Consider the following 22,709-nt stretch of genomic DNA (forward strand, 5'->3'; position numbering starts at 1 on the left):
GGTTTACTAGGTCCCTGGTCTGGAACGCAGGGTTTCATCCATATAGGAGCGATCGCCCAACCGTTGCAGCAGGGGCCCGTGGACATCAAATTTCACAACGCTGAGGGAAGCCGCAGGGCAATCAATGCGATCGCGATAGCGACCCAGGTCAACCCCCAACAAATTGCAAAGAATGATTCGAATCGTTGCTTTATGGGAAACCACCAGAACGTTGCCATCGGTGTACCTATTTTCGATTTCTGCAATCACCAGAGAAGCACGGCTGGCAATTTCGATCGCCGTCTCACCGCCTGTGGGCGCATTCCAAGCGGGCTCTGTCATCCAATTGATGTAATCCTCCAGGTAATCTTTCTTAACGTCCTCCTGGGTTTTCCCTTCCCATTGGCCGTAACGGATCTCCTTTAGCCCATCTCGCAGTTGCATCTCCATGCCAGTGACCTCACAAAGGGGCTTAGCAGTGGCGATCGTCCGTTTCATGGGGCTGACGTAAACTGCTGTCCAGGGAACAGATTGGTGAGCATTGGCAAATGCCTTTGCCATTTGCAGCCCTTCCGGAGTCAGGTCGGGGTCAAGCTCACCGCAGTAACCACCCGTTTGGCTGTAAATCGTTTCCCCGTGGCGCAAGAAATATAAATGCAAGCTCATGATCGGTGTTTTATACTCTCAACTGAATTGCATTGACCTGAGCGTACTCTTCCAGCTCAATCTGAACAGACTTTACCTTCCAGATATCGTTGCAGTAGTCGCGGATGGAGCGATCGCTAGAAAACTTACCCATGCGTGCCACGTTCAGGATCGACATCCGAGTCCAGGCTTCTGAGTCCCGGTACATCTGCCCTACCCGGTCCTGACATTCAACATAGGAAGCATAGTCAGCTAGCAGCAAGTATTCATCTTTGTAGAGTAAGTTATCGACCATGGGTTTAAACAGGTTGGAGTTGCCGTGGGAAAAGAAACCGGAGGCAATGCGGTCAATCGCCAGCTTCAGTTCAGGATTGGAGTTGTAGTAGTCGCGTGGATTGTAGCCTTTGGCTCTGAGGGCGTAAACTTCCTCCGTTGTCAACCCAAATAGAAAGAAGTTTTCAGCTCCGACTTCCTCACGAATTTCAACGTTTGCCCCATCCAGCGTGCCAATTGTGAGGGCACCATTCATGGCAAATTTCATGTTACCCGTACCAGAGGCTTCCTTGCCCGCGGTCGAGATTTGTTCGGATAAGTCAGCCGCCGGATAAACTCGCTGAGCGAACTTAACGTTGTAGTCCTTCAAGAAGAGGACTTTGAGCCGTCCTTTCATGTCAGGATCTCGGTTCACGACATCGGCGATCGAGTTGATGAGCTTAATCATCAATTTCGCCATATAGTAACCGGGAGCTGCCTTGCCCCCAAACAGAAAGGTTCGAGGGGTGATATCCAGACCTGGATTGGCCTTGATGCGATTGTAGAGGGTAATAATGTACAGCGCGTTCAGGTGTTGTCGCTTGTATTCATGAATGCGCTTTGCTTGAATGTCAAACAATGATTCGGGATTGATTTCAAGGTTATAGTTTTCCCAGATGTAATCTGCCAGATCTTTCTTAATCGCCTGCTTGATCTCGCGAAATTCCCGACAAAAGTCTGGATTGTCTACAAATGCTTCCAGCTTATGCAGTTCATCCAGGTTTTTGATCCAGCCATCCCCAATGTGGCGGGTAATCAAGCCGCAAAGCCGGGGATTACTTAAAACCATGAAGCGACGGGGAGTGACGCCATTGGTCTTATTGTTGAACTTCTCCGGATACATCTCATAGAAGTCATGGAGGACGTCTCGCTTGAGCAGTTCAGTGTGCAACGCAGCAACCCCGTTAATGGCAAAGCTACCAACACAGGCAAGATTTGCCATGCGGATGTATTTTTCGCCGGACTCATCAATCAGGGACATACGACGGACGCGATCGGGCTCGTCGGGGTAACGAATACGAACATCGTCCAGGAATCGCTGATTGATTTCGTAAATGATTTCTAAATGACGTGGCAAAAGTCCACCGAATAGCGCTAGAGGCCAGCGTTCCAGGGCTTCAGGGAGAAGAGTGTGGTTCGTGTAAGCAAAGGTATGGGTGGTGATGTACCAGGCTTTATCCCATTCCATCCCGTATTCATCCAGTAGCAACCGCATCAATTCGGCAACGGCAATGGAGGGATGGGTATCATTTAGTTGAATCGAAAACTTTTCATGAAATGTTTCCAGGGGCAGATTCTGACGGAACAGGATACGGATCATGTCTTGCAGAGAGCAGGACACAAAAAAGAATTGCTGTTCCAGGCGTAGAAGCTTGCCTTGAGTCAGATTGTCATTGGGGTAGAGAACCTTGGAAATATTTTCTGAAATCATCTTTTGGTGGACGGCACCAGAGTAGTCGCCAGAGTTAAACGCTTCAAAGTTGAAGGACTCTGGTGCTTCGGATGTCCATAGTCTAAGAGTGTTGCAGGTATTAACCTTGTAGCCCAAAATTGGCGTGTCGTAGGGAATGCCCTTCACCACTTTGTAGGGAACCCAGCGCACTCGGTAATGGCCGTGCTCATCCGTATAAGTTTCGGTGTGGCCGCCAAATTTGACTTCCACCTCCCATTCGGGACGAGCCACTTCCCAGGGGTTACCGAAGCGCAGCCATTTATCCGTGATTTCAACCTGCCATCCGTCGCGAATATCTTGATCGAAAATACCGAATTCGTAGCGGATGCCATAGCCGATCGCTGGAGTTTCTAACGTTGCTAACGAATCCAGATAGCAGGCCGCTAATCGCCCTAAACCCCCATTGCCCAGACCGGGTTCTTCCTCCTGCTCCAGCAATTCCTTAAAATCCAGCCCCAATTCTTCGATCGCCTGTTTTACCTGGTCATAGATCCCCAGGTTGATCAGGTTGTTCCCCAGATGCGGTCCCAAAAGAAATTCGGCAGAAAGATAGCAGACGGTACGCGCAGCGGTCTTACTGTAAGCCTCTGCGGTTGCAATCCAGCGTTGAAAGAGGCGATCGCGCACAGTATACGCCAGCGCCATGTAGTAATCGTTCTTCGTTGCGATCGCCGGAAACTTCCCCTGAATGTAGTACAGATTATCCAGAAAAGCCCGCTTCAGGGTATCAATACTGAGTCCAGTGCGATCATCTTCCACCGCAACCGTTGGGCAACCGGGTGGAACATTTGGGAGGGTCTGCATAACTGGATTCCTTTAGAGTGAAGGGCTGGTGGTTGGAGGGAAGTAGGGGTAGGGAAGAGAAAAGAGGAAAGAGGAAAGAGGAAAGAAAAAAGATAAAGAGAAACCAGGCGAGGGTTTAAGAGTGTTGTTAGTCAGGCGAGAGATGAGACAGGGGGGTGGATGAGGAGATGAGTTAGCTCTGGCTGTTGACTTTCAGTTTCTTTACAGGGGCGCTTTAAAAACGGGGCTCTGGCTCCTTGAAACCCTGATTTCCTCGAGCCCTTTTCCAGGATTGCCACAAAAAATTTGACAAACCCTTCTTTCTTCTTTCCTCTTCTCCTAAACTTCTACCAGGTGAAACGCGGCTCCCAGTCCAGCTCCCATTTCGGCGGGAGTGATTTTGCCATCCTTGTTGCTGTCGAGGGCATCAAATACGGCATCGGCTCCCATCCATTCTTCGCGAGTGATAAACCCATCTCCATCCAGGTCATACACGCGGAAGAGATCCTCGGCGGCATGGCTGATAGTGGATTCTCCTTCCAGATACGCCAGGCGCTTTGCCAGCAGTTTTTCCAGAGCGATGAGGGCTTTGGTAAAGCCCTGGATACCCTCTGCCAGTTTTTCGGATGCCATGCGATCACGATGGTGCATCTGATCAAAGGTTTCCTTGTCCATTGGGATCTTTTCGATCTCCATAGCAGCAGCTTTAGCTGGATCAAGCTTGCGAGGTAGATCGCCGCTGCTGGACTGGAGTTCACCCAGGAGGCTAGGAGAGATGGTTAACAAGTCACAACCTGCCAGTTCCAGAATTTCCCCCATGTTGCGGAAGCTGGCTCCCATCACTTCAGTTTTGTAGCCAAACTTTTTGTAGTAGTTGTAGATGCTGGTCACTGATAATACACCCGGATCTTCGGCTGGGGGATAGCTTTCCCGTCCGGTTTCTTTTTTGTACCAATCCAAAATCCGCCCGACGAAGGGAGAGATCAGGGTAACTCCTGCTTCAGCACAGGCGATCGCCTGGTGAATGCCAAACAGCAGCGTGAGATTGCAATGAATCCCTTCCTTTTCAAGGACTTCGGCAGCCTTAATGCCTTCCCAGGTGGAGGCAATTTTAATCAGAATGCGATCGCGGGAAATCCCGGCAGCTTCGTATTCAGAGATTAAATAGCGGGCTTTTTCTATAGTGGCTTCGGTGTCGTAGGATAACCGCGCATCCACTTCAGTAGAAACTCGGCCAGGAATGATTTCTAAGATCTTTTTGCCAAAGGAAATGGCGAGGCGATCAAACGCCAGAGTCAGAATTTCCTGGTCTGCTACGCCGGAGCCTTTGTCTTTTTTTGCCTGCTTCAGAGTATCGTCTACAATCTCCTGATATTGAGGCATTTGGGCAGCAGCCGTAATCAATGAGGGGTTTGTAGTAGCATCACGTGGCTGATATTGCTCAATTGCCTGAATGTCGCCCGTGTCAGCAACTACGATGGTCATTTGGCGCAGTTGCTCTAGCAGGTTCTTAGCCATCAGTTTCTCCCAGGTGATTGCATTTGAGTTTGTCAAGACTTAACTAATCAGAATAGTAACTGGGGATTTTTCAGATAGCAGGTTACCATCGGAAAACTTTAATCTGTTGTTTTGTTAGCCACAGACTGTTCTTTTCGTTGTAAGTAGGTAGGCGTGGTTAAATTCCATACCCCCTTTATCCCCCTTGCCAAGGGGGACTAAAGAGGGTTTTGCAAGAGACGCCATGTTCAATTTAATTTGACCCACTCACTTACTATAAGTAACGAGTAGTCTGTTAAGACTTTAGGTGTTAAGACTGTAGGAATTCTTTCTCAAAAAACTTCTCAATCTCACGACTGATTTAGGACTGCCATATAACCAACTAGAGTCAGCAAAGAAGAGGGTAGATGGGTGGGGGAGTGATGGAATTAAGGCCGGGGAGTCAGTTGGCCACGCTGATGGTTGAAACTCAGAGAAGCTGGGAGTTGTGATAAAGGATTTAAGGACAGTTGACCAGAGATAACTGCGAGAGCAGCGGTAATGGCGATCGCGTTCAGGATAACAGTGCTCTTATTCAAGAGTGAGTCAGACATGGCGTTTTCAGGGGAACTAGAGGGGGTTAACTAAGTTATGTCATCTCTCTCTGGTCTGACACGTGACGTACCAGCCAAAGCCCTGAGATTCAAATCACATCTACAGATGACGCTAATCACTTCGGTTCGACTGTCAGGTATCGTGTAAGAAGGACCTGGGATGGGGGCATCCTATGCGGAGTGCGTTAAATTTTTGAGGCCAATTCTGAATGGGAGTCAGGGAAACCTTGGGGGGTAAGAAGTCATTTCATCAGAGTTTGTAAAAACATTGTGGCAATCGCAAAGATTGGCGATCGCCACAATCTACGTCGTCAGGAGTGAGGATTACCCTAAATTCAGTTTCTACAGCAAATTCAGTTTCTACAGCAGTCGTTAGGATAGGAGGTATCCCTTACCCTTCTCTAGCAACCCACAACTAACAACTTACACACCCCTACAGGGGGCCGCTATGAACTCATCATCAGAAGAACTCAAACAAATTGCAACACAACTACTGGCAGGAATGCTATCCAACCCTCATATCTACACAGGTGCGGACGGAGAGGTAAGAGGGCAGCAAGAACAGACGCTGGTTCTAACAGCCATTGAAATGGCGGAAATATTAATTGAAAAAGTAGAACAGCGCCCTCATCATCCTGCTTAGTTAGACTTTGAACTTTAAAGGTAGTGATTACCCAACAATTTGTGCAGGTTATGGAATGGGAGCGCTGACTTTAGTTATTGGGAATAAACATTACTCGTCCTGGTCATTGCGTCCCTGGTTGGCCATGAAACAGGTAGGGCTTGAGTTTGAGGAAATCCGAATTCCACTCGATACATCAGAAACGCGTCAGCAAATTTTGCAGTACTCTCCATCAGGACGGGTACCAGTTCTCATTCATCAGGGTCTGACTATATGGGATTCGCTTGCAATTTGTGAATATCTGGCAGAGCAGTTTTCAGACCAATACTGGTATCCACCAAATCGAGAGGCCCGCGCAATCGCCCACTCCATCAGTGCTGAAATGCATTCTGGCTTTTCCAGCTTGCGCCATTACATGCCGTTGGACTGCCGTTCTCGCTATCCGGGAGCAGGAAGGACTCCCGAAGTGCTGGCGGATATTGCTCGTGTGACAGCCATCTGGCGCGATTGTCGGCAACGGTTTGGGGCGACGGGTGATTTCTTGTTTGGGAATTTCACCCTTGCGGATGCGATGTATGCTCCGGTTATTTCTCGGTTTGTGACCTATGATGTCGCGGTTGATCCGATTTCCCAGGCTTACGTCGACGCTATCTGGAACCTTCCTGCTATGCAGGAATGGATAACCGCCGCGATCGCTGAACCCGAAGTTATCCCTCCCCAATATCTCGCGCTCACTGAACCCGCTTCTCACTAATCCTTCTGCTTTTTCCTCCCCACTCTTGTCAATGGCTACAACACAAAAGGAGCCTGGCCGTGCCTGAACTTAACCTTTCTCCTGATGACTTACCGCCTACTCGAACCACGTCAATGGATGAAGACCTAAAGCGGCAGTTAGAAGCAGCGATTGCTCGCTGCCTTTACGAAGCCTGCGATGGAGTTACCCAGTCCATTCTGATGTCCTGTCAATGGTATATCACTACAAATACCGCAGCTCTGACACTGATCATCATTTGCCCCAATGCCTCGGTGCACCTGCGGGTGTTGAATAACCTCGTGCCCTTAGGCAATCACCTCGCATGCTTCCTGAATAATGCCAGAATTCGGATTCACCCTCCCAATGAAGCAGAACCCCCTTACGAACTTTGTGTTGATGAAGTTCTAATTGATCACGATTCCCTGGAAATGGAGGGATAATAGCCGCTGTTACTCTGCTGACTTAAAAATAGCAGTCAGAAGCCAGAAACCAGAATCCTTTTCTACTTTCGCTTCTGGCCTCTGGCTCCTGACTCCCCAATTCCATGGGCGAGCTATACCCAATTCATTGGGGCTATTCTAAAGTCGTTTTACTGAGGGGCCTGATGTCTTCTAAGTGGTGAACTGGAAGTGAAGCGGGAGCTGCTACGGGCTGGTGCAAACGAATCAGCTGGGCCAGCGTTTTTTTCAATTGGGTGCGGGGTACAATCGCATCCACAAAACCATGTTCAAGCAAGTATTCCGCCGTCTGGAAGTTGTCTGGCAATTTCTCTCGTAAAGTCTGTTCAACAACGCGACGTCCAGCAAAGCCAATCGTTGCCCTGGGTTCCGCCAGGATGATGTCACCCAGCATGGCAAAACTGGCCGTGACCCCACCCGTTGTGGGATGGGTCAGAACCGGAATATAGAGAAGGTGAGCATCTCGATGACGATCCAGCGCTGCCGAAATCTTTGCCATCTGCATCAGGCTCAGCATTCCCTCCTGCATACGGGCACCCCCAGAGGCACAAACAATGATTACGGGGAGCCGTTCCCGTGTAGCCCGCTCAATTAGACGAGTCAACTTTTCACCCACTACTGAGCCCATACTGCCACCCATAAAGCGAAAATCCATCACTCCGAGGGCGACGGGCAATCCTTCTAGCCGTCCGATCCCTGTCTGTACCGCATCAGCCAGTTTGGTCTTTTCCTGCATTTCTCGTAGGCGATCGCTGTAGGATTTGCGATCACGGAACTTCAAGGGGTCAACCGCAGTCAGTCTCTCATCCAAAGGCTTCCAGGTATTTGGATCGATTAATTGGCGAATGCGCTCATCGCTGTAAACTCGTGCATGATGCCCACATTCCAGGCAGACCATCTGATTGGCCCGCAGATCCTTTGTATAAGCCAGAACCCCACACTTTTCACATTTAGACCACAGCCCATCGGCAATCTCTCGTTCCTGCCGTTCCTGACTGACTGGACCCGATTTTCGCCGATTTGCAAACCAATCAAATAAAGACATGGGTACCGATATCCCTTATGAACTAGCCAGTATTCTCCCTTGCGAGATTGCCTAGACAAGAAACTGGAATGAATCGCTAAATTTGACCGTTCAGCCCCCTAACCATCGTGTTGGTTCTCTTAAAGTTCAAAGCAAAATATTAATTTACTCTTGCGCTTCTGTTTCCGCCTTAATTTCCTCCTCAAGCGGACTTAACAGCATGAGCGCTGTCCAACGATCTTCAGGGTAAACCTGAAGCGCAGCAGGGCTTGCAGAACCAATGTAGGGCAGTAAACCCAGGTCAACAATTCGTGCTGGTATCTGATGGGATGCCAACAGTTGCTGCATGAGTTCAGCCTCCCAGCGGAAGCGGGTAGTCCTTAGTGTGATCCACGACACGACGTTAATTTTACCAAAAGGTGGGAACCCTTGAATTTAAGCAAAGGATGAGCAAAGCTCATAGATACACTGACAATCTCAGATCTAGTGGGTTCCTCCCAATATAAAGCGGTGGCAGATGATTCCTTGAAGGATGAGGACAATGTTGCCTGAGATATGGTGCTGGAACCCAGATGCGAGATGAGTGGGTTGAGCAAATTAGCTGGATTTGGCTAGTTGATCGCCTGTCAGAAAATGAACTGGTCAATACCGGCAGTTCCAAATTTCAATAAATTTTATATCAGCTCGCAAAGACTATTTTATCTATCCACTGAATTGCTTGACCGGTTTGGTGTCAGCCGGGATGAGATTTTGAACTTGTTGGCCCGTCAAAATCCGAACTATGCCAGGATGATGCAGTTCTGGCTGGATGATTATCTGCCGACCTTCCACCAAAAGGTTGATAAACTGCTGGCAGCAGACGATTTACATCCTTCCTGGCGCATCTGGCGTGACTGGTCTTTTTATCGCTATCGCCGGATTGAACGGGTGTTCCGTAGCTGCAACTTTGACTATGTTCAGTTCCCCGCCGTTTACTGGGCAGAGGTGAGGCGAGATCTACCTCTGCTTCTATCTCAGGTGCGTCGGGAGCATCGTCCAACAGCAACAACAATTCTCTATCAGAGTTTGCAGAGCGAGGAAGAGTTTGCCGTTCCGTCAATTTTGCTGGAAATCAGTAGCAAGGCAATCAGGGCGGCAGAAATGATCCTCAGTTTGTTCCAGCGGCAGGCGGGCGATCGCATTGGACTGGGTGAGACTTAAGGAAAAGGTGGTGATCCGTTTTGTAGTAGCCTTTGTAAACAACCACAGCAATAACCACAAAGGAATCGGATATGAAATCGACGAATAGTGCTCTCTACATCGTTGGTGGGGTAACCCTTTTGATTGGGGCGATTTTGTTCAAGCCGTTTGTAATCGTGAATGCGGGGGAGCGGGGTGTCGTAATGAGTTTTGGGAAAGTCCAGGATGTGATTCTGGACGAAGGGATTCACCCCATCCTGCCGATTGTGACCTCGGTTAAGCGGTTAAATGTGCGGGTTCAGAAGAACGATATCAATGCCAGGGCAGCTTCCAAGGATCTTCAAGATGTGACTACGGAGCTTGCGATTAACTGGCATATTGATCCGGCTCAGGCAAACAAGGTCTACCAGCGAGTTGGGGACCAGGAGCAAATTGTGAATGGGATTATTACCCCTGCTGTTTCTGAGGTGTTGAAAGCCGCCACAGCGAAAAAGAATGTAGAAGAAATTTTGATCAGGCGCACAGAACTGAAGGATGAAATTGATGCCCAGTTAAAGACTCGCCTGGCGGCCTATGGATTGATTGTCGATGATGTCTCGCTGGTCAATTTTGGGTTTTCGCCTGAGTTTAATAAGGCGATCGAGGCAAAACAGATTGCGGAGCAGGAGGCTAAGCAGGCGGAATTTATTGCGCTGAAGGCAAAGAAGGAAGCTGAGGCAGAGATCAACCGTGCCCGTGGGCAGGCAGAAGCCCAGCGGCTACAACGGCAGACGTTGACAGCGGAATTATTGCAGAAGCAGGCGATTGAAAAATGGGATGGCCGCTTTCCAACGGTGATGGGGAGTAACGGGGCTTTGCCGTTTATCAACATCAGGGTTGATGAGGCAGGCGGACGAAAGTAGCCATAATGAACTGCGTACAGCGCCACGAATGAAAAAAGGGAGTCAAGGGAGTCGGTTCTATTTCCAGGTCAGGCTGTGGCCCTATTCGCCTAGCAGTGGCAGAGTGAACCAGAAGGTTGCCCCCTCTCCGGGGGTACTGATTGCGCCGATGACTCCTCCGTGAGCTGTAATGATTTGGCGGCAGACGTACAGACCTAGACCAATTCCGGCTGAACGTCGAGAACGGCTTCCCTGGGCGTACCGTTCAAACAGGGTTTCACATTCTTCTGACGTCATGCCGACTCCGTTGTCTTGAACACAACAGCGGATGGCATCTTCTTCAAGGGTTGCCGACAGGGTGACTTGTAATCCCGGTGGGTTGTGTTTAAGTGCATTGGTAATCAAGTTTTCAAACACTCGTCGAAGTTGAGTGGGATCGGCTTGAATCGCCGGTAAATCATCCAGGATGTGGTTTACCAGTGTGGCTTGATTGCTCGTAATCAAGCTATCGAGATCATCCACGATTGCCCGCACTAGCTCCCCCAGGTTCACGGACTCATAATTGAGGCTAATTCCTTGCATTTCAGCAGAGTGGGCTTCTAGCAAAGAGTTGATCATGTTGACTTGGCGATCGCAGCTCTGCACCATGCGCTCCAGTACCGAGCGAGAGAGAGTGACAGAATCTGTAGCTTTATTTTGCAGATTTTTCAATACCATCAGCATTCCCATAACGGGAGTACGCAGGTCGTGGGAAACAGCATGGAGGAAGTCGTCTTTGACTCGGCTCAACTCCTGGAGTTCGAGCATGCTTTGTTGTAGTTGGGCTGTCCGTTCCTGGACTTGCTGTTCCAGACTGGCGTTCAGTTGTTCTAGGTTCATATTGAGGTTTTGCACCTGCTGGTATAACTCTGCCTGCTGGATGGCGATCGCCACCTGAGTTGCCAGTTGAGACATGAGTTCAATCTCAAATGGTGTCCAGTGGCGGGAATGGCTGCACTGCTGAGCAACCAGGACGGCAAAAAACTGGTCTTCCAGCAGGATAGGTACTCCCAGGCTGGCTCGAATCTGGCACTGGGCATAGTAGTCTGCCAGCATGGGTGATACAGTGGCCTCAGCAGTGTTGTCAATGGCCTGAACATGTCCCTGGGCAAACAGAGCCCGGATTTCTCGCAAGTGCAGGTCATTAGTAATCCAGGAGAGGATCGAGCCCCACTCTGGAGCAAAGGATTCTGCCATAATTCTGCCCTGCCAGCTGAGATCAATTTGACCGATGAAGACGCGATCGACTTCAAGGAACTGGCGCACTTCTTCCACAGTGGTGGTCAGAATCTGATCCAGGTTGAGCGATCGCCGGATGCGCAGAGCAATCTGCCCCAGGAGGCGATCGCGTTCAGCATTAGCTCGCAATTGGGCTTCTGTCCGTTTCCGTTCGGTAATATCGCGCATGATGGCCAGCACTTCATCCTGACCACTGACCACCAGACGGGCTTCATAGTCCCGCAACTCGCCGTGGTGCATCAGTTGATATTCAAAAATTTGAGTTTCCCCCGTTTTCAACGTCTGCTCGATGTAATACATTCGCTCCTGGGCAACCTCTGGCGGCAAAACCTGATAAACGGTCTTGCCAATCATTTCTTCGGGGGGCACGGCAAAGTCCGAGTCCTGGTCGGCTTTGCAGTCCAGGTAGGTGCCGTCTCGGTGAATGCGCAGCATCAGGTCAGGAATGGCATTCAGGAATGCCTGATTGCGGGCTTCGCTGAGTTCTAGTGCTTCCTGGGCGCGTTTGCGGTCTGTGATATCAACGGTGACGCCAAGTACGCAGGGTTCTCCTTTAAAGGTGATGATATCGGCAGAGAATAACATCACGCCGATCTCGCCAGACTTTCGTCGGAATGGGGTTTCCAGATTGTGCACTTCCCCAAATTCCAGGAGTGTTCGGCGCATTTCATCCCGGTGTGCCAGGTTAACCCAGATGTTGAGTTCGGGGATGGTTTTTCCAATTACTTCGTTGCGGGTGTAGCCTGTGGCCTTAAGAAAGCTGTCGTTGATATCCAGGATCCGAGCTTCGCTTAACGTCGTCAGAGACATGGCTGCCGGGCTGGAGCTGAAGGCTTTGGAAAACTTCTCCTCTGACTCGCGCAGGGCTTTTTCCGACTGTTTGCGTTCGGTCACATCCAGCAGGGTGCCCATGATGGCGGGTTCGCCATTGAAGTTAGTTCGACTGCCCAAAACTTCAACTTCAAGCTGTACCCCATCTTTGCGCAGCACCCGCAGGGTGTAGTTCAAGGCATCCACTTCACCCTGAATCCGGCGGCGGATATTTTCGGCTGCCATTTCCCGGTCTTCGGGGATCACGATATCCAGCACGGGATGGCCAATCAGCTCATCAACGGTATAGCCCATCATCTGGGCCAGCCGAGGGTTAACGTAGGCAATCTTGCCTTGCTTGATGACATAGATGCCCACCAGCGACTGTTCGACTAACAGTCGGAAGCGGGCTTCATTTTCTCGCAAAGCAGCCTCGACCTGTTTGCGATCAGTGATGTCTAAAACGTATCCCTCATAGTGGGTGACTTCTCCGCGCTCGTTGCGGACAATGCCACAGAGGTCGTAAACCCAGCGAACTTCTCCATCAGCTCGAATGATCCGGTAGTCTTGCTCAACCGCACTCAGGCTGGTAGCAACCCCGTGTTCCACTTCTTTTCCAACGCGATCAAGGTCGTCGGGATGGACGATCTGCCCGTAGAGTAGCTTGCGGCTGGTAAAGTCTTCGGGGCTGTAGCCAAATTGGGAGACGTTGGCTGAAACGTATTCTACTGGCCAGTTATCTTCGTTGACCCAGCGAAAAGCGACGACGGGGCCTTCGGCAAACAGGCGACGTTCGCGATCGCTGGCTCGTTCGGCCTGTTTGCGTTCAGTAATGTCGCGCATGAAGACGACAACCTCTTGCTCACCACAGACGACGACTCTGGCTTCACGATCGCGCCACACTCCCTTAATCGGAATCTGATATTCAAAGCTTTGTAACTCACCCGTTTCGAGCGCCTGCTGGATGTGGTACATCCACCGCTGGGCAGCCATCTCTGGTAACACCATATTTACCGTTTTGCCGATACACTCCCCTGGGGGCAAAATCAGATCCTCGTCGAGGGCAGCTTCTATATCAAGAAAGGTGCCATGGGCATCCAGACGGAAGACAAAATCGGGAATGGCATTAACCAGGGCACGGTTGCGGGCTTCGCTAAGCCTTAACGCCTTTTCGGCTTCAACCTGTTCGGTGATGTCTCGAACAACGGCTAAAAGATGGGGTTTGCCCCGGTAGTTAAAACGGGTTCCAATCACTTCAATCGGAAACGGGGTGCCGTCCTTTTTGAGGTTAACTGCCCGGCAACGAAACGGTCGGTTCGCTTTGATAGCGGCAATACATTCTTCAAATAAATAAAAGCTATCCGGATGAATGAACTGGTGTGGGGCTAAGCCGATAAACTCCTCACGGGTGTAGCCATGCATTTCACAGACAGCGGGGTTTGCTTCCACGACAATGCCAGTGTCTGGATCGCCGATAATCAACCCATCACTAATGGCTTCAAAGATGCTGCGGTACTGGGTTTCTGCCTGAAGCTGACGTTTTTCTGCCTGTTTCAAGTCAGTGACGTCGCGCTCAATTGCCAGCACTTCCTCTTCTCCACTGGCCACCACGCGCACTTCGTAGTCTCTCAGTTCGCCATCGGTTTTCCAATCTTCTGAAAGCTGGTATTCCAGCGTTTGCAGATTGCCTGTATCCAGCGCCTGGGCGATCGCATCCAAACATCGCTGAGCCAGATCGGGGGGTACAAACTGCCGCAGGTTAGTGCCTCGAATCGTTTCCGGTGAAAAGCCCCGCTCTTCATCCTCTGGAGTGCCTTTGAAGTCCAGGTTATCCCCATTGCGGTTGGAGAGAAAGACGCGATCGGGCAGGGCATTCAAAATGGCTTCGTAGCGCACGCGCCGTTGATCCGGTTCCGTCGGTTTTTCCAAACTCGCCAGCTTTTTCGCCAGGATTGCCTGAAGCTGCTCAAATGCCACATCATCTCGGCAGCACTCTCGGATTGCCTGTAAATCGCTGGAATCAAAGATCATGGCTCTTTTCTGCGAGTGGGGTTGCTCCGTAACCGTTCCCTTATTTCCATATTCTTGTTAAAAACAAAACGCTAATGCTTTTTTACGAAAGAATTTAAGCCAGATTTGAAATTTTGGGCTGGTCATGCTTTGGGCCAACAACACGAATCTGATTTTTTTACCGCTGATTTATAGATTATTCGTTCAGAAGTAAATAGAGCGAGTATCATCACTTTGGGCAATTCCATTTGCCCAGCAAATAGCCAGGATCTTGCTGTTATTGAGGAGTGGTTGTGTTAGTTGTGTGCATCTTTACTCTTCAGATAAACAAAAAATCATCCCTCAGCATTTCTCAAAACCAGGAGGATTTTGTTTAAAAATGGTGGTTTCTAGCCATAAAACCACCTCCGGAGCCTTCATTTTTCCTTAGGGTCTATAAAATTAGCCAATCGTCGATTTATTTGGAGAACTTACCCATGTCGTATTCCATTCCCTGGAAATCTGGGACTGCTGGGTTGATTGCTTTGGGTTTGGCAGCAGGATCGGTGACACCGTTTTTTCTATCCACCCCAGCAGTTGCCCAGACAAACTTTCCGGATGTACCGTCTAGTTATTGGGCGGCTCCGTTTATTCAAGAGTTGGCTGCTCGGGGCATTATTGTTGGCTTTGCAGAGGATGGCACCTTCCGCCCGGAAGACCCGGTAACCCGTGCCCAATTTGCCGCTATGGTGAATCGGGCGTTCAATCGTCCGGCGGTTCGTCCTCCTGTCAACTTTGCAGATGTGCCTGCCAACTATTGGGCCAGGGAGGCAATCGAAAGAGCCTATACGACTGGGTTTATGGCAGGCTATCCAGGTAATCTCTTCAGGCCGAATGAAAATATTCCGCGGGTACAGGTACTGGTTTCCCTGGCGGCTGGCCTAGATTACGCCAACACCCGTCCCATTGATCCGCTATTGGGGGCTACATTTTCCGATGCGTCTACGATTCCCGGTTATGCGCGTCCTGGTGTTGCCGCTGCAACTGAACGCCAGGTGGTGGTGAACTACCCGGATGTGAGGACCCTGAATCCAAACCGGGTAGCGACTCGGGCAGAAGTTGCAGCGTTTATCTTTCAGGCACTGGTTGATCTGGGACAGGTAGCGGCGATTCAGTCACCCTACATTGTGGGTCAGGTTGCAACTGCCATCAAGATTCCCGCTGGGGCATCGATTCCCATCGTTTATACAGGGGATGACCGGATTCTTTTGTCGAGGGACGAGTCTCGCCCCATTCCCATCACTATGAAGGTTGCTCAGAATGTCGTCACGTCCCAGGGGCAGGTGCTGATTCCGGCAGGTAGTGATGTGATCGGGCAATTGATCGTGACTGATGGCGGGGTGCAATTTGTTGCCAGTGAAATTGTTCTGCCAAATGGGCAACGACTTCCTGTGAGTGCAAGTTCAGAAGTGCTCAGAAATTACTCGGTGGTCAGGAAAAATCCAACTACGGGCAAGATTATTGCGGGCACGCTGGTGGGTGCCGGTGCCGGTGCAGGGGTGGCCGCCGTGACTGGAGACCGCAAGATCCAGGCATGGGAAGTGCTGACTGGAGCTGCAGCAGGTGCCCTGGCGGGTACGTTTCTGGGAGGCTCTTCGGTTGAGGCGATCGCGATCGACCCTAACACCAACCTGCTGTTGACCCTTAATCAGGATCTGGTGATTGCGGGAAGACCACCTGCACAGCCGAGAGTTGCCCCCGCCCCTGCTCCAGCGCCAGCGCCTGCTCCAACGCCAGCGCCTGCTCCGGCTCCTGCGGCTCCCGCAGAGGTGACACCTCAGAAGTACTAAGGGCATTTAATTTTGGACTGGCGGGGTTAGAAACCAGGGCTGGAGTTGGATCTTTTGCCTGGAGTTTCTTGCCCCATTCCTTATTTCACGGATTCCTTTGCAACCGGTAAATGGACTGTGAACATTGTTCCGGGGCCGGTTGCCTGGTTGGACTGGGATTGGGTTGGACCGCTGGGAGCGGGGCTAACCACCTGAATTTTGCCATGCATTTGTTCGATTAAGGCACGGGCGATCGCCAGCCCCAACCCACTACCGGGGATGCCGCTCTCAGCTTGCGCACCCCGAAAGCGACGCTCAAAAATATGGGGTAAGTCCTGAGGGGAAATGCCGGGTCCGGTATCAGATACTGACACTTCTAGCCAGGATTCGTTCTCTGATGCCCCCTCTAAAACCAGAGGACGGGCCTGGACAAAAATTTGTCCCCCACTGGAAGTGTATTTCAGAGCGTTTTCAATTAAGTTATTAAATACCTCTCGAAGTGCCTGCTCATTGGCAAGCGCAGGTGGCAAATTGGGAGGGAGATCGGTGTGAAGAGTCAGGTTTTGCGCTTGAGCGATCGCTCCCGCCGATGCCAGCAAAGGCTGTAGCGCATTGACAACAGAGCAGGGCTCCAGCGACAATGGAGCCCCCGCAAGAACTCCCGCATCCGGTAGAAGTCGAACTTCTCTATTTTGGGAGTCTGCTGGTAGTGACCTATCCTGTTCCCACGCCTCAATTGCAGGCGGCAGGAATAAGGGAGAAGTTCGTTCTTCCTCCATCTCCATACCCGTTGCGGCGGTCTCTAACTGCTCTGATAACTCCTTCAAGCGAGCGGCCTCACGGGCAATACTGGCGGCAATTTCACGATTTGCATCTCCTGGTAGGAGACGCTTCAAGATGAGCTTACTAAACGTTTGAAGCGCCGTTAAGGAGTTACGGAACTGATGCAGCAAGTTATCCAGAATATCGTGCTGCTGCGCTTGCAGTAATTGTTGTTGATGCCGATCGTGTTCTAGCCACTGATACCGCTGATCAAGAACGCAGGCAAGTGCCAGTGTCGTAGCAATCTCATGAATTTGCGCCTGTTCCCATTCATTCCAGGCGCGATCGCTGCGTTCCGTCACCAACAGGCCCATAACCACTTCTTGATGAATCAAAGGTAAAACCAATTGTCGTTGAGGAACCAGGAGCCCGCGATAGGGAAGGTCTGCCTGATTGGAAGGCAAGGCAGATAGTTCCAATTCATCTGGATTAACAGGCTCCAGTATCTCTCGCCGATTTTCAACGGAAAGCGCAGTAGAGTCTTTTAGCAGGAGTGGGGGGAGATCCGTACTGGCCTCACGACTGGTCATCTTGGTGGGTGGAAACTGAAGCGGACTCCTTCCCTGCCAATCCGCCGATGCTTCAGGGTAAGCCGCCACAGGTACTAATGGAGTTTCTGCTCCCTCAACCAATTCTTGAGTCAGATACACAACGCTGAGTGATGCCCCCAACCCTTGAGTTAACAAAGCAATTTGGGCTTGGCAAAGTTCAACGAATTCTGAACTGGTGGGTATAAACATAGTCAATTTCCGAGAGTGTTTTACTTCCACCCCAGATGATGTTTAAGAAACCTTTCTAAAAGATGCCTTGAAAATCACCTTTTCTCATTTTGATACATCTGGATCAGGATAGAGGTGGTTTGCAGTCCCAATAATGATCCCAGCCATTTTCCAATTTCAATTCGACCGATAAACTTAATTTCTGCTGTAAGAATGATTTAATCTTTGTATCTTTGGGTTAAAAGAAGTTGAAATTTCAGTGTCAAGTCGATATACTTACCACGTCTTTTGTAACTATCACTACACTTGGCTTCTGAAAAAGGGGGTAAAGGGCTTTGGCAAGGAGACGCAAGCGCAAAAGCCGTCGCCGGCAGGAGGGGCGAAGGATTCTCGAGAATGTGCCTCAATTCAGTATTGAGTGCGGCGAAGACAAGCCAGTCACCGCTGCCCGGAAGTTTATTCATGCAGAAGGAATTCTTCCACCTGCGCTGCTTTTGGTAAAGCGTAACGAGCATACCACGGATAGGTATTTCTGGGCTGAAAAAGGTTTGTTCGGCGCACAGTACGTTGAGGAAAACCATTTCCTGTTTCCAAGTCTGAGATTGTCGGACGAGCACACGGGAGAACTTCCAGTTGCTGCTCGTAGTCATTAGTCTGCTGTTCCGAGGTCTGTATCAGAGCCCCTATCTAGTCTAGATGTGGTTCTAATTGAAATCCCGCCTTCGCTCAAAAGCCAAGGCGGGATTTCAATTCGTATCAGGTTGTTAAGAACTAAGCATTTGCTCAACAAATAATTAAAGCATCTTGAGATTGATTGCCTGCTCGGTGGGTACAAGGGCCAGCGATCGCTGCAATTCCTTGATTTCATCTCGATGGGCCATCACTGTCACAATGCTTCGAACACTTTCTGACGAACTTTCTAGCGCATCAACCTTGAGAAAGACTTTCTCAGGGCGTCTCGCACCGCGCCAGTAAAAAGCTCCTGCAGCGGGAGCGAACAGTACCATGCCCATCAATGCCCAGGTTAACTGAGGCAATAGTATTGACAGGACTAGCGCCAGGCAAAGAACTCCGATTGCTGCCAGCAAAGTCAGAAAGAACGCAAGAAACAGGCTGGGGCGAACAATCCCCTCAAAGGTCACCTGGTTCCTTGCTTCGTTAATAGAGGCAACCTGATAAGCACGCCCAGCAAAGTACTGCTGCAATTGCTCTAGTGTCAACTCTTCCGATTGGGTAGACACTAATTTCATCATTTGGGTTCGATCTTTTACCGAAGCTCGAATGAAAAACAAAAGCCCTATCGATAGCAGTAAAGTCAACAAAAAAGTTGAAGAAAGAACGGAAATGTCCATGCTAATTCGTCGATCCAGGCATCAAATGACAACTTAAAGTCTAGTCAACTCCTGGCACCAGGGTAACGCTTTGAGTTGAGGTTTGAACCTGGACCTTACCTTCATTGAACCTAACCGAAATGATTGATTAAGTACCACTGCTGGGAGCTAACCCATTTGAGTGAGGCAGGGTATGATGCTTTCTGACATATTCATACCAAAGGCGGGATAAATCCTGTGCCTGTTGCGTTGCGCCAGAGCGAATCTGGTACATGCGACGCGGGCGACCGCGGCCTTCAACTTTTTTCCAGTACCCTTCTATGATTTGCTCATCCTCAAGAAATTTGAGGGCACTATAAAGCACAGTGTCAGAGAGGCGATACGTTGGATACTCGTTTTCCAGAAGCTGAATCAGCTCTGTACCATAGGAGTCTCCACGAGACAGCACAGAGAGAACATAGCATACCGCCAATTCCTTGTTGAGGTAAAAGGGGGGCGGTGCTTGAAAAAATTGGTAAATATCCTCAAACTTCATCATCTTTCCCATCCAGACAACGATAAATCAGTCCACGCAATTCCAACCTAGCAGTGAGATTCTTGAACTGGCATCAACCGAAAGCATTAAATTATCTTTCGAGTGATAATCCGGGTAATTGGGAAGCAATTGCCAACTATCCAACTGCTAAGCCTGACCAACGAGGGGCAATCAAAGGTCAAGGTTGCGAATTTTATGACTTAGGGGGACTCTATTGCCGGGGCCAACCTTCTGACACAGTCAGAGAAATTATCAGGTTAGCTTATGTGTCATTGATTCGACACAGTGTAATATCTTTCCCGTATCTAAATTCTAAATGCTTCTTGAGAGAATCGTCCCTTAGGAGATAAATAGATAGAGACTTGTTATAACAACTTAACAATTTCCCTTCAAATTATGATTGAACCGTTTTGAATCTCTCGTGGTAATAAATCCTCGTGGTAATAAAGGTTCAAAAGTAGCTAGAATAAACTACATACAGCACCATGAAAAAAGGGAGTCAAGGGAAGGGAATCAAGGGTTCTATTTTCAAGTCAGGAGTTCCCTTTTGATTGCTCATCGGGCGTATCTGAAATTTGGGTGAATCCATTGGCTGTTATCTCGTTGCCAGACTCCCGCCTGGCCATGTCGATTAAAGGCTCCCGTTTCCCATTTTGGTTCAGTGGAGCAAGAGCTTTGACAGCGGGGTTACGAAGCTCCGGCTTCGTAACCAGAATAGGCTTCCCCAACGACGAGATGCACCTTTGCTCCTCTCAATTAGCTATAGCAATCCTTCTTGAAATCTTGAACGGGGTGCAGGGTTGAACCCTAGCGTGGGGCTTTGACCCCTTTGTTTACAAACTATTTGTGAATGCTGTAGTGATCCTATTTGAATTATGCAAAGGAGTTCCGCAGGAATTTCTTTTTACAAAACTTCTCCATCTCACAACTGATTTAGGACTGCTACCTATTACATAAGTAGCTAGGCGCAATTAAATAATTAAATTAAGAATAATTTCGGGGGGGTAGGAGGTGAAACCCCGAGCCTGGAGGCGCAGCTCCCACTCCCCCTTTTAAGGTTGGTTAATTGTGACTACCTAACTTAATTTATACCTAACTTAATTTATAATTTATTGACAGTCATGTTTATTAGCACTCATGAATTTATTAACAATCATGCAAAGAAAAAGAGAACGGTAGTGTATCAAAGCAGTGTGGGAAAATTTGTAATGATTACCAGGAGACCTTCATTTGCCTGTCTTCAGATTTGAGTCAATCAAACCTGAAAACCTTGGTCAAGTTATGATTCCACATTTCTCTGATTTATGCTCAAGAGAGCGATTTTACTCAAACCAGGCCAGACCGGAGGGCAACGACGGCTGCTTGAACACGATCGTCTACTGCCAGCTTATTCATAATACCCCGGATGTGGGTTTTAACCGTATTGGGGCTAAGGTAGAGTTCTGCCGCAATTTCGGGATTGCTTTTTCCTTCTACCATCAATTTTAAAACCTCCAGTTCTCGTTGGGAGAGATGCCCACTAATGGTACTGCTGGGTGAGGGAGGTTTGAGATGCTCAATTACCTGCCGGGCAATTTGGGGATCAAGGTAGGTAGCGCCTTCCTGGGCGGCAGCGATCGCCGCAATTAGCCGATCCACATTAGTTCCTTTAATGCAATAGGCGTCAGCACCGCCAGAAAGGGCTGCAATCACCTCGTTCTCAGTAGTATGGGAAGTGAGCATCACAATCCGAACTTCTGGCAAAGCATCTTTGATTTGTTTAGTCGCCTCAATCCCATCCATCCGAGGCAGGCCAATATCCATCACAACAATATCAGGTTTCAGCTTAAGCGCCGCTTCAACTCCCAAATAACCATCGGAAGCTTGTCCTACAATCGTTAATTGAGGATAGTCTTCCAGCGATTGCTCAAGCCCCAATTGCATCATGGGGTCGTCCTCCACGATGAGAATTCGTAGGGGAGGAAGTTCGGGAATTCCATTAAGTGACAGAGATGCGTCTGACATGGAAGTAATTTAGGGTAAATAACTGCAAGAATTTTTTTGCGGAAAAACCTGTTCGAAGAAGACAAACCTTACCTTGACTCATCCTATGCTAAGTCCCTTCTCTCAGCATAACTTTACACAATCTCTGAAGATAGTTCTCCTACTTTTCGATTGACAGATATATCTCTAGCTCCCGCAATGGCCGACAAAACCGTTAGTATGGGAAATTGGTAAGATCGTATGGCCAGGTACCGGGACTATGATTGATCGCCCAGGTTCTTCTGCTGTTTCCCCCACCCTGCGGGATATTGCTAAAAACTTCCGCCTTACTGGTTGGATTGGCTTTTGGGTTCAACTCGTTTTGACGGTTATCTCAAGCGTCATCCTGCTGTTTGCTGGGGCGTTAAGCCGCTCTCCCGGTGCCAACCAAAACAGCCCTACGACTGGCATCGGTGTTGTCGTCACGATTTTTGGAATCCTCGTACTGCTTTTTAATATGTATTGGGCACTGTTCCGCTATATTCCCATTGGTAGGAGGTTAGATGGAAACCCAGCGAATCGTCCCAAACGACCCGAAACTATCCAGGTATTACGAACAGGGCTAATTGCGAGCTTAGTCGGAATGTTGCTTTCTCTGTTAGGCGCTCAGGCAACAGTGGGTTTGTTAGCAGCAAAGGCTTTCAATCAGGGAATCGGGGGATTCGTTAACACTGATCCGTCAAAGTTTATTCAGCCACTGGATATTCTGGTTGTTCAAGCTAGCGTTAATGTAATCCTGGCCCAGTTCTTTGGCATTGGCGCAGCGCTCTGGCTGTTAAACCGGATTACCAGATAGCAAAGATTCTCAGAACTTACCCCCTATCTTCCGTAACCATGTTCCAGGTTAGCCTTCTAGCCAGTCAAAGATTTGCTCAAGCTGCTCCAGAGAAACTAATCCATACTGCCAAAGAATCATATGGAGCGGACCTGGGTCTTGCTCGCAATGACGCAGTGCCATAGCAATAGAGTTAGCAGAAATCGCCAGTTCCTTCTGCAAAAAGTTGATGAGTTGAGTATTGCTGCGATTAGATTCCACGGCTAAATAGTTCCTACAAATTAAGGGTATTCAAGCAGCAAGGTTAGATTGACATGGCGTACATGGTATATGGGCGGCATGCAGGAGACCTCATCTTGTTTGGTCACCTTACCAGGTGATTTTTAGTAGGTACCAGAAGCCAGACATCGCGGGTAAAA

20 protein-coding genes are annotated in these 22,709 nt (G+C 49.3%); 8 read left to right on the forward strand and 12 right to left on the reverse strand.

Annotation, left to right across the window (positions count from 1 at the left end; translation table 11 throughout):
• Positions 1-6: 6 nt before the first annotated feature.
• From P4D80_RS03145 to P4D80_RS03160, 4 genes are all read right to left on the reverse strand, one after another.
• Positions 7-645 (reverse strand): histidine phosphatase family protein, encoded by a 639-nt coding sequence (locus P4D80_RS03145; RefSeq protein ID WP_421657395.1) that lies wholly within the window; start codon positions 643-645, stop codon positions 7-9.
• 10 nt (positions 646-655) lie between these two features.
• Positions 656-3,193 carry a glycogen/starch/alpha-glucan phosphorylase gene (locus P4D80_RS03150; RefSeq protein WP_421657396.1) on the reverse strand — a complete coding sequence of 846 codons (2,538 nt, stop codon included), beginning with the start codon at positions 3,191-3,193 and terminating at the stop codon, positions 656-658.
• Between the two features lie 318 nt (positions 3,194-3,511).
• Positions 3,512-4,690 (reverse strand): transaldolase, encoded by a 1,179-nt coding sequence (locus tag P4D80_RS03155; RefSeq protein ID WP_421657397.1) that lies wholly within the window; start codon positions 4,688-4,690, stop codon positions 3,512-3,514.
• 407 nt (positions 4,691-5,097) lie between these two features.
• Complete coding sequence (locus tag P4D80_RS03160; protein WP_421657398.1) at positions 5,098-5,262, reverse strand: hypothetical protein; 165 nt, start codon at positions 5,260-5,262, stop codon at positions 5,098-5,100.
• 448 nt (positions 5,263-5,710) lie between these two features.
• Here P4D80_RS03160 and P4D80_RS03165 point away from each other — a divergent pair, with 448 nt between their 5' ends.
• The 3 genes from P4D80_RS03165 to P4D80_RS03175 are packed head-to-tail and all read left to right on the forward strand — an operon-like array spanning position 5,711 to position 7,078.
• Positions 5,711-5,905 (forward strand): hypothetical protein, encoded by a 195-nt coding sequence (locus P4D80_RS03165; RefSeq protein ID WP_421657399.1) that lies wholly within the window; start codon positions 5,711-5,713, stop codon positions 5,903-5,905.
• 55 nt (positions 5,906-5,960) lie between these two features.
• Positions 5,961-6,638 carry a glutathione S-transferase family protein gene (locus tag P4D80_RS03170; protein WP_421657400.1) on the forward strand — a complete coding sequence of 226 codons (678 nt, stop codon included), beginning with the start codon at positions 5,961-5,963 and terminating at the stop codon, positions 6,636-6,638.
• Between the two features lie 59 nt (positions 6,639-6,697).
• The gene (locus P4D80_RS03175) at positions 6,698-7,078 is read left to right on the forward strand and encodes a hypothetical protein (RefSeq protein WP_421657401.1); all 381 of its coding nucleotides are present in this window, start codon (positions 6,698-6,700) and stop codon (positions 7,076-7,078) included.
• A gap of 133 nt (positions 7,079-7,211) precedes the next feature.
• Here the strand turns inward: P4D80_RS03175 and accD are convergent, their stop codons facing one another.
• Both accD and P4D80_RS03185 read right to left on the reverse strand, forming a co-directional pair.
• The gene (gene accD, locus P4D80_RS03180; RefSeq protein WP_421657403.1) at positions 7,212-8,141 is read right to left on the reverse strand and encodes an acetyl-CoA carboxylase, carboxyltransferase subunit beta; all 930 of its coding nucleotides are present in this window, start codon (positions 8,139-8,141) and stop codon (positions 7,212-7,214) included.
• 144 nt (positions 8,142-8,285) lie between these two features.
• The gene (locus P4D80_RS03185) at positions 8,286-8,519 is read right to left on the reverse strand and encodes a hypothetical protein (protein ID WP_421657404.1); all 234 of its coding nucleotides are present in this window, start codon (positions 8,517-8,519) and stop codon (positions 8,286-8,288) included.
• 315 nt (positions 8,520-8,834) lie between these two features.
• Here P4D80_RS03185 and P4D80_RS03190 point away from each other — a divergent pair, with 315 nt between their 5' ends.
• Positions 8,835-9,320 carry a hypothetical protein gene (locus P4D80_RS03190; protein ID WP_421657405.1) on the forward strand — a complete coding sequence of 162 codons (486 nt, stop codon included), beginning with the start codon at positions 8,835-8,837 and terminating at the stop codon, positions 9,318-9,320.
• 71 nt (positions 9,321-9,391) lie between these two features.
• Complete coding sequence (locus P4D80_RS03195) at positions 9,392-10,201, forward strand: prohibitin family protein (protein WP_421657406.1); 810 nt, start codon at positions 9,392-9,394, stop codon at positions 10,199-10,201.
• A gap of 81 nt (positions 10,202-10,282) precedes the next feature.
• Here the strand turns inward: P4D80_RS03195 and P4D80_RS03200 are convergent, their stop codons facing one another.
• Positions 10,283-14,299: a PAS domain S-box protein gene (locus tag P4D80_RS03200; protein ID WP_421657407.1), complete on the reverse strand. Its 4,017-nt coding sequence runs from the start codon at positions 14,297-14,299 to the stop codon at positions 10,283-10,285.
• A 455-nt stretch (positions 14,300-14,754) separates the two neighbouring features.
• Here P4D80_RS03200 and P4D80_RS03205 point away from each other — a divergent pair, with 455 nt between their 5' ends.
• Complete coding sequence (locus P4D80_RS03205) at positions 14,755-16,107, forward strand: S-layer homology domain-containing protein (RefSeq protein ID WP_421657408.1); 1,353 nt, start codon at positions 14,755-14,757, stop codon at positions 16,105-16,107.
• A gap of 80 nt (positions 16,108-16,187) precedes the next feature.
• Here the strand turns inward: P4D80_RS03205 and P4D80_RS03210 are convergent, their stop codons facing one another.
• Positions 16,188-17,648 carry a GAF domain-containing sensor histidine kinase gene (locus P4D80_RS03210; RefSeq protein ID WP_421657409.1) on the reverse strand — a complete coding sequence of 487 codons (1,461 nt, stop codon included), beginning with the start codon at positions 17,646-17,648 and terminating at the stop codon, positions 16,188-16,190.
• 314 nt (positions 17,649-17,962) lie between these two features.
• On the opposite strand from P4D80_RS03210, the gene P4D80_RS03215 reads away from it, so the two are divergent.
• Positions 17,963-18,280 (forward strand): DUF3155 domain-containing protein, encoded by a 318-nt coding sequence (locus P4D80_RS03215; protein ID WP_421657410.1) that lies wholly within the window; start codon positions 17,963-17,965, stop codon positions 18,278-18,280.
• A 141-nt stretch (positions 18,281-18,421) separates the two neighbouring features.
• Here the strand turns inward: P4D80_RS03215 and P4D80_RS03220 are convergent, their stop codons facing one another.
• The 3 genes from P4D80_RS03220 to P4D80_RS03230 form a co-directional block, all read right to left on the reverse strand.
• Positions 18,422-18,979, reverse strand: coding sequence for a cofactor assembly of complex C subunit B (locus tag P4D80_RS03220; RefSeq protein WP_421657411.1), 558 nt, complete (start codon positions 18,977-18,979; stop codon positions 18,422-18,424).
• 127 nt (positions 18,980-19,106) lie between these two features.
• Positions 19,107-19,493: a PadR family transcriptional regulator gene (locus P4D80_RS03225; RefSeq protein WP_421659477.1), complete on the reverse strand. Its 387-nt coding sequence runs from the start codon at positions 19,491-19,493 to the stop codon at positions 19,107-19,109.
• Between the two features lie 1,326 nt (positions 19,494-20,819).
• Positions 20,820-21,497, reverse strand: a complete 678-nt coding sequence (locus P4D80_RS03230) for a response regulator (protein ID WP_421657412.1) — start codon at positions 21,495-21,497, stop codon at positions 20,820-20,822.
• A gap of 238 nt (positions 21,498-21,735) precedes the next feature.
• Between P4D80_RS03230 and P4D80_RS03235 the strand changes: the two genes are divergently transcribed.
• Positions 21,736-22,311, forward strand: a complete 576-nt coding sequence (locus P4D80_RS03235) for a DUF3611 family protein (RefSeq protein ID WP_421657413.1) — start codon at positions 21,736-21,738, stop codon at positions 22,309-22,311.
• A 48-nt stretch (positions 22,312-22,359) separates the two neighbouring features.
• Here the strand turns inward: P4D80_RS03235 and P4D80_RS03240 are convergent, their stop codons facing one another.
• Positions 22,360-22,551 carry a DUF2949 domain-containing protein gene (locus P4D80_RS03240; RefSeq protein ID WP_421657414.1) on the reverse strand — a complete coding sequence of 64 codons (192 nt, stop codon included), beginning with the start codon at positions 22,549-22,551 and terminating at the stop codon, positions 22,360-22,362.
• Positions 22,552-22,709 lie beyond the last annotated feature (158 nt).

Source organism: Leptothermofonsia sp. ETS-13 (genome assembly GCF_049200465.1).
Lineage (GTDB): Bacteria > Cyanobacteriota > Cyanobacteriia > Leptolyngbyales > Leptolyngbyaceae > Leptothermofonsia.

Coding starts and splice junctions, on each gene's coding strand:
- P4D80_RS03145 (WP_421657395.1), bottom strand. CDS start 645: ATGAGCTTGCATTTATATTTCTTGCGCCACGGGGAAACGATTTACAGC.
- P4D80_RS03150 (WP_421657396.1), bottom strand. CDS start 3,193: ATGCAGACCCTCCCAAATGTTCCACCCGGTTGCCCAACGGTTGCGGTG.
- P4D80_RS03155 (WP_421657397.1), bottom strand. CDS start 4,690: ATGGCTAAGAACCTGCTAGAGCAACTGCGCCAAATGACCATCGTAGTT.
- P4D80_RS03160 (WP_421657398.1), bottom strand. CDS start 5,262: ATGTCTGACTCACTCTTGAATAAGAGCACTGTTATCCTGAACGCGATC.
- P4D80_RS03165 (WP_421657399.1), top strand. CDS start 5,711: ATGAACTCATCATCAGAAGAACTCAAACAAATTGCAACACAACTACTG.
- P4D80_RS03170 (WP_421657400.1), top strand. CDS start 5,961: ATGGGAGCGCTGACTTTAGTTATTGGGAATAAACATTACTCGTCCTGG.
- accD (WP_421657403.1), bottom strand. CDS start 8,141: ATGTCTTTATTTGATTGGTTTGCAAATCGGCGAAAATCGGGTCCAGTC.
- P4D80_RS03195 (WP_421657406.1), top strand. CDS start 9,392: ATGAAATCGACGAATAGTGCTCTCTACATCGTTGGTGGGGTAACCCTT.
- P4D80_RS03200 (WP_421657407.1), bottom strand. CDS start 14,299: ATGATCTTTGATTCCAGCGATTTACAGGCAATCCGAGAGTGCTGCCGA.
- P4D80_RS03205 (WP_421657408.1), top strand. CDS start 14,755: ATGTCGTATTCCATTCCCTGGAAATCTGGGACTGCTGGGTTGATTGCT.
- P4D80_RS03210 (WP_421657409.1), bottom strand. CDS start 17,648: ATGTTTATACCCACCAGTTCAGAATTCGTTGAACTTTGCCAAGCCCAA.
- P4D80_RS03220 (WP_421657411.1), bottom strand. CDS start 18,979: ATGGACATTTCCGTTCTTTCTTCAACTTTTTTGTTGACTTTACTGCTA.
- P4D80_RS03225 (WP_421659477.1), bottom strand. CDS start 19,493: ATGAAGTTTGAGGATATTTACCAATTTTTTCAAGCACCGCCCCCCTTT.
- P4D80_RS03230 (WP_421657412.1), bottom strand. CDS start 21,497: ATGTCAGACGCATCTCTGTCACTTAATGGAATTCCCGAACTTCCTCCC.
- P4D80_RS03235 (WP_421657413.1), top strand. CDS start 21,736: ATGATTGATCGCCCAGGTTCTTCTGCTGTTTCCCCCACCCTGCGGGAT.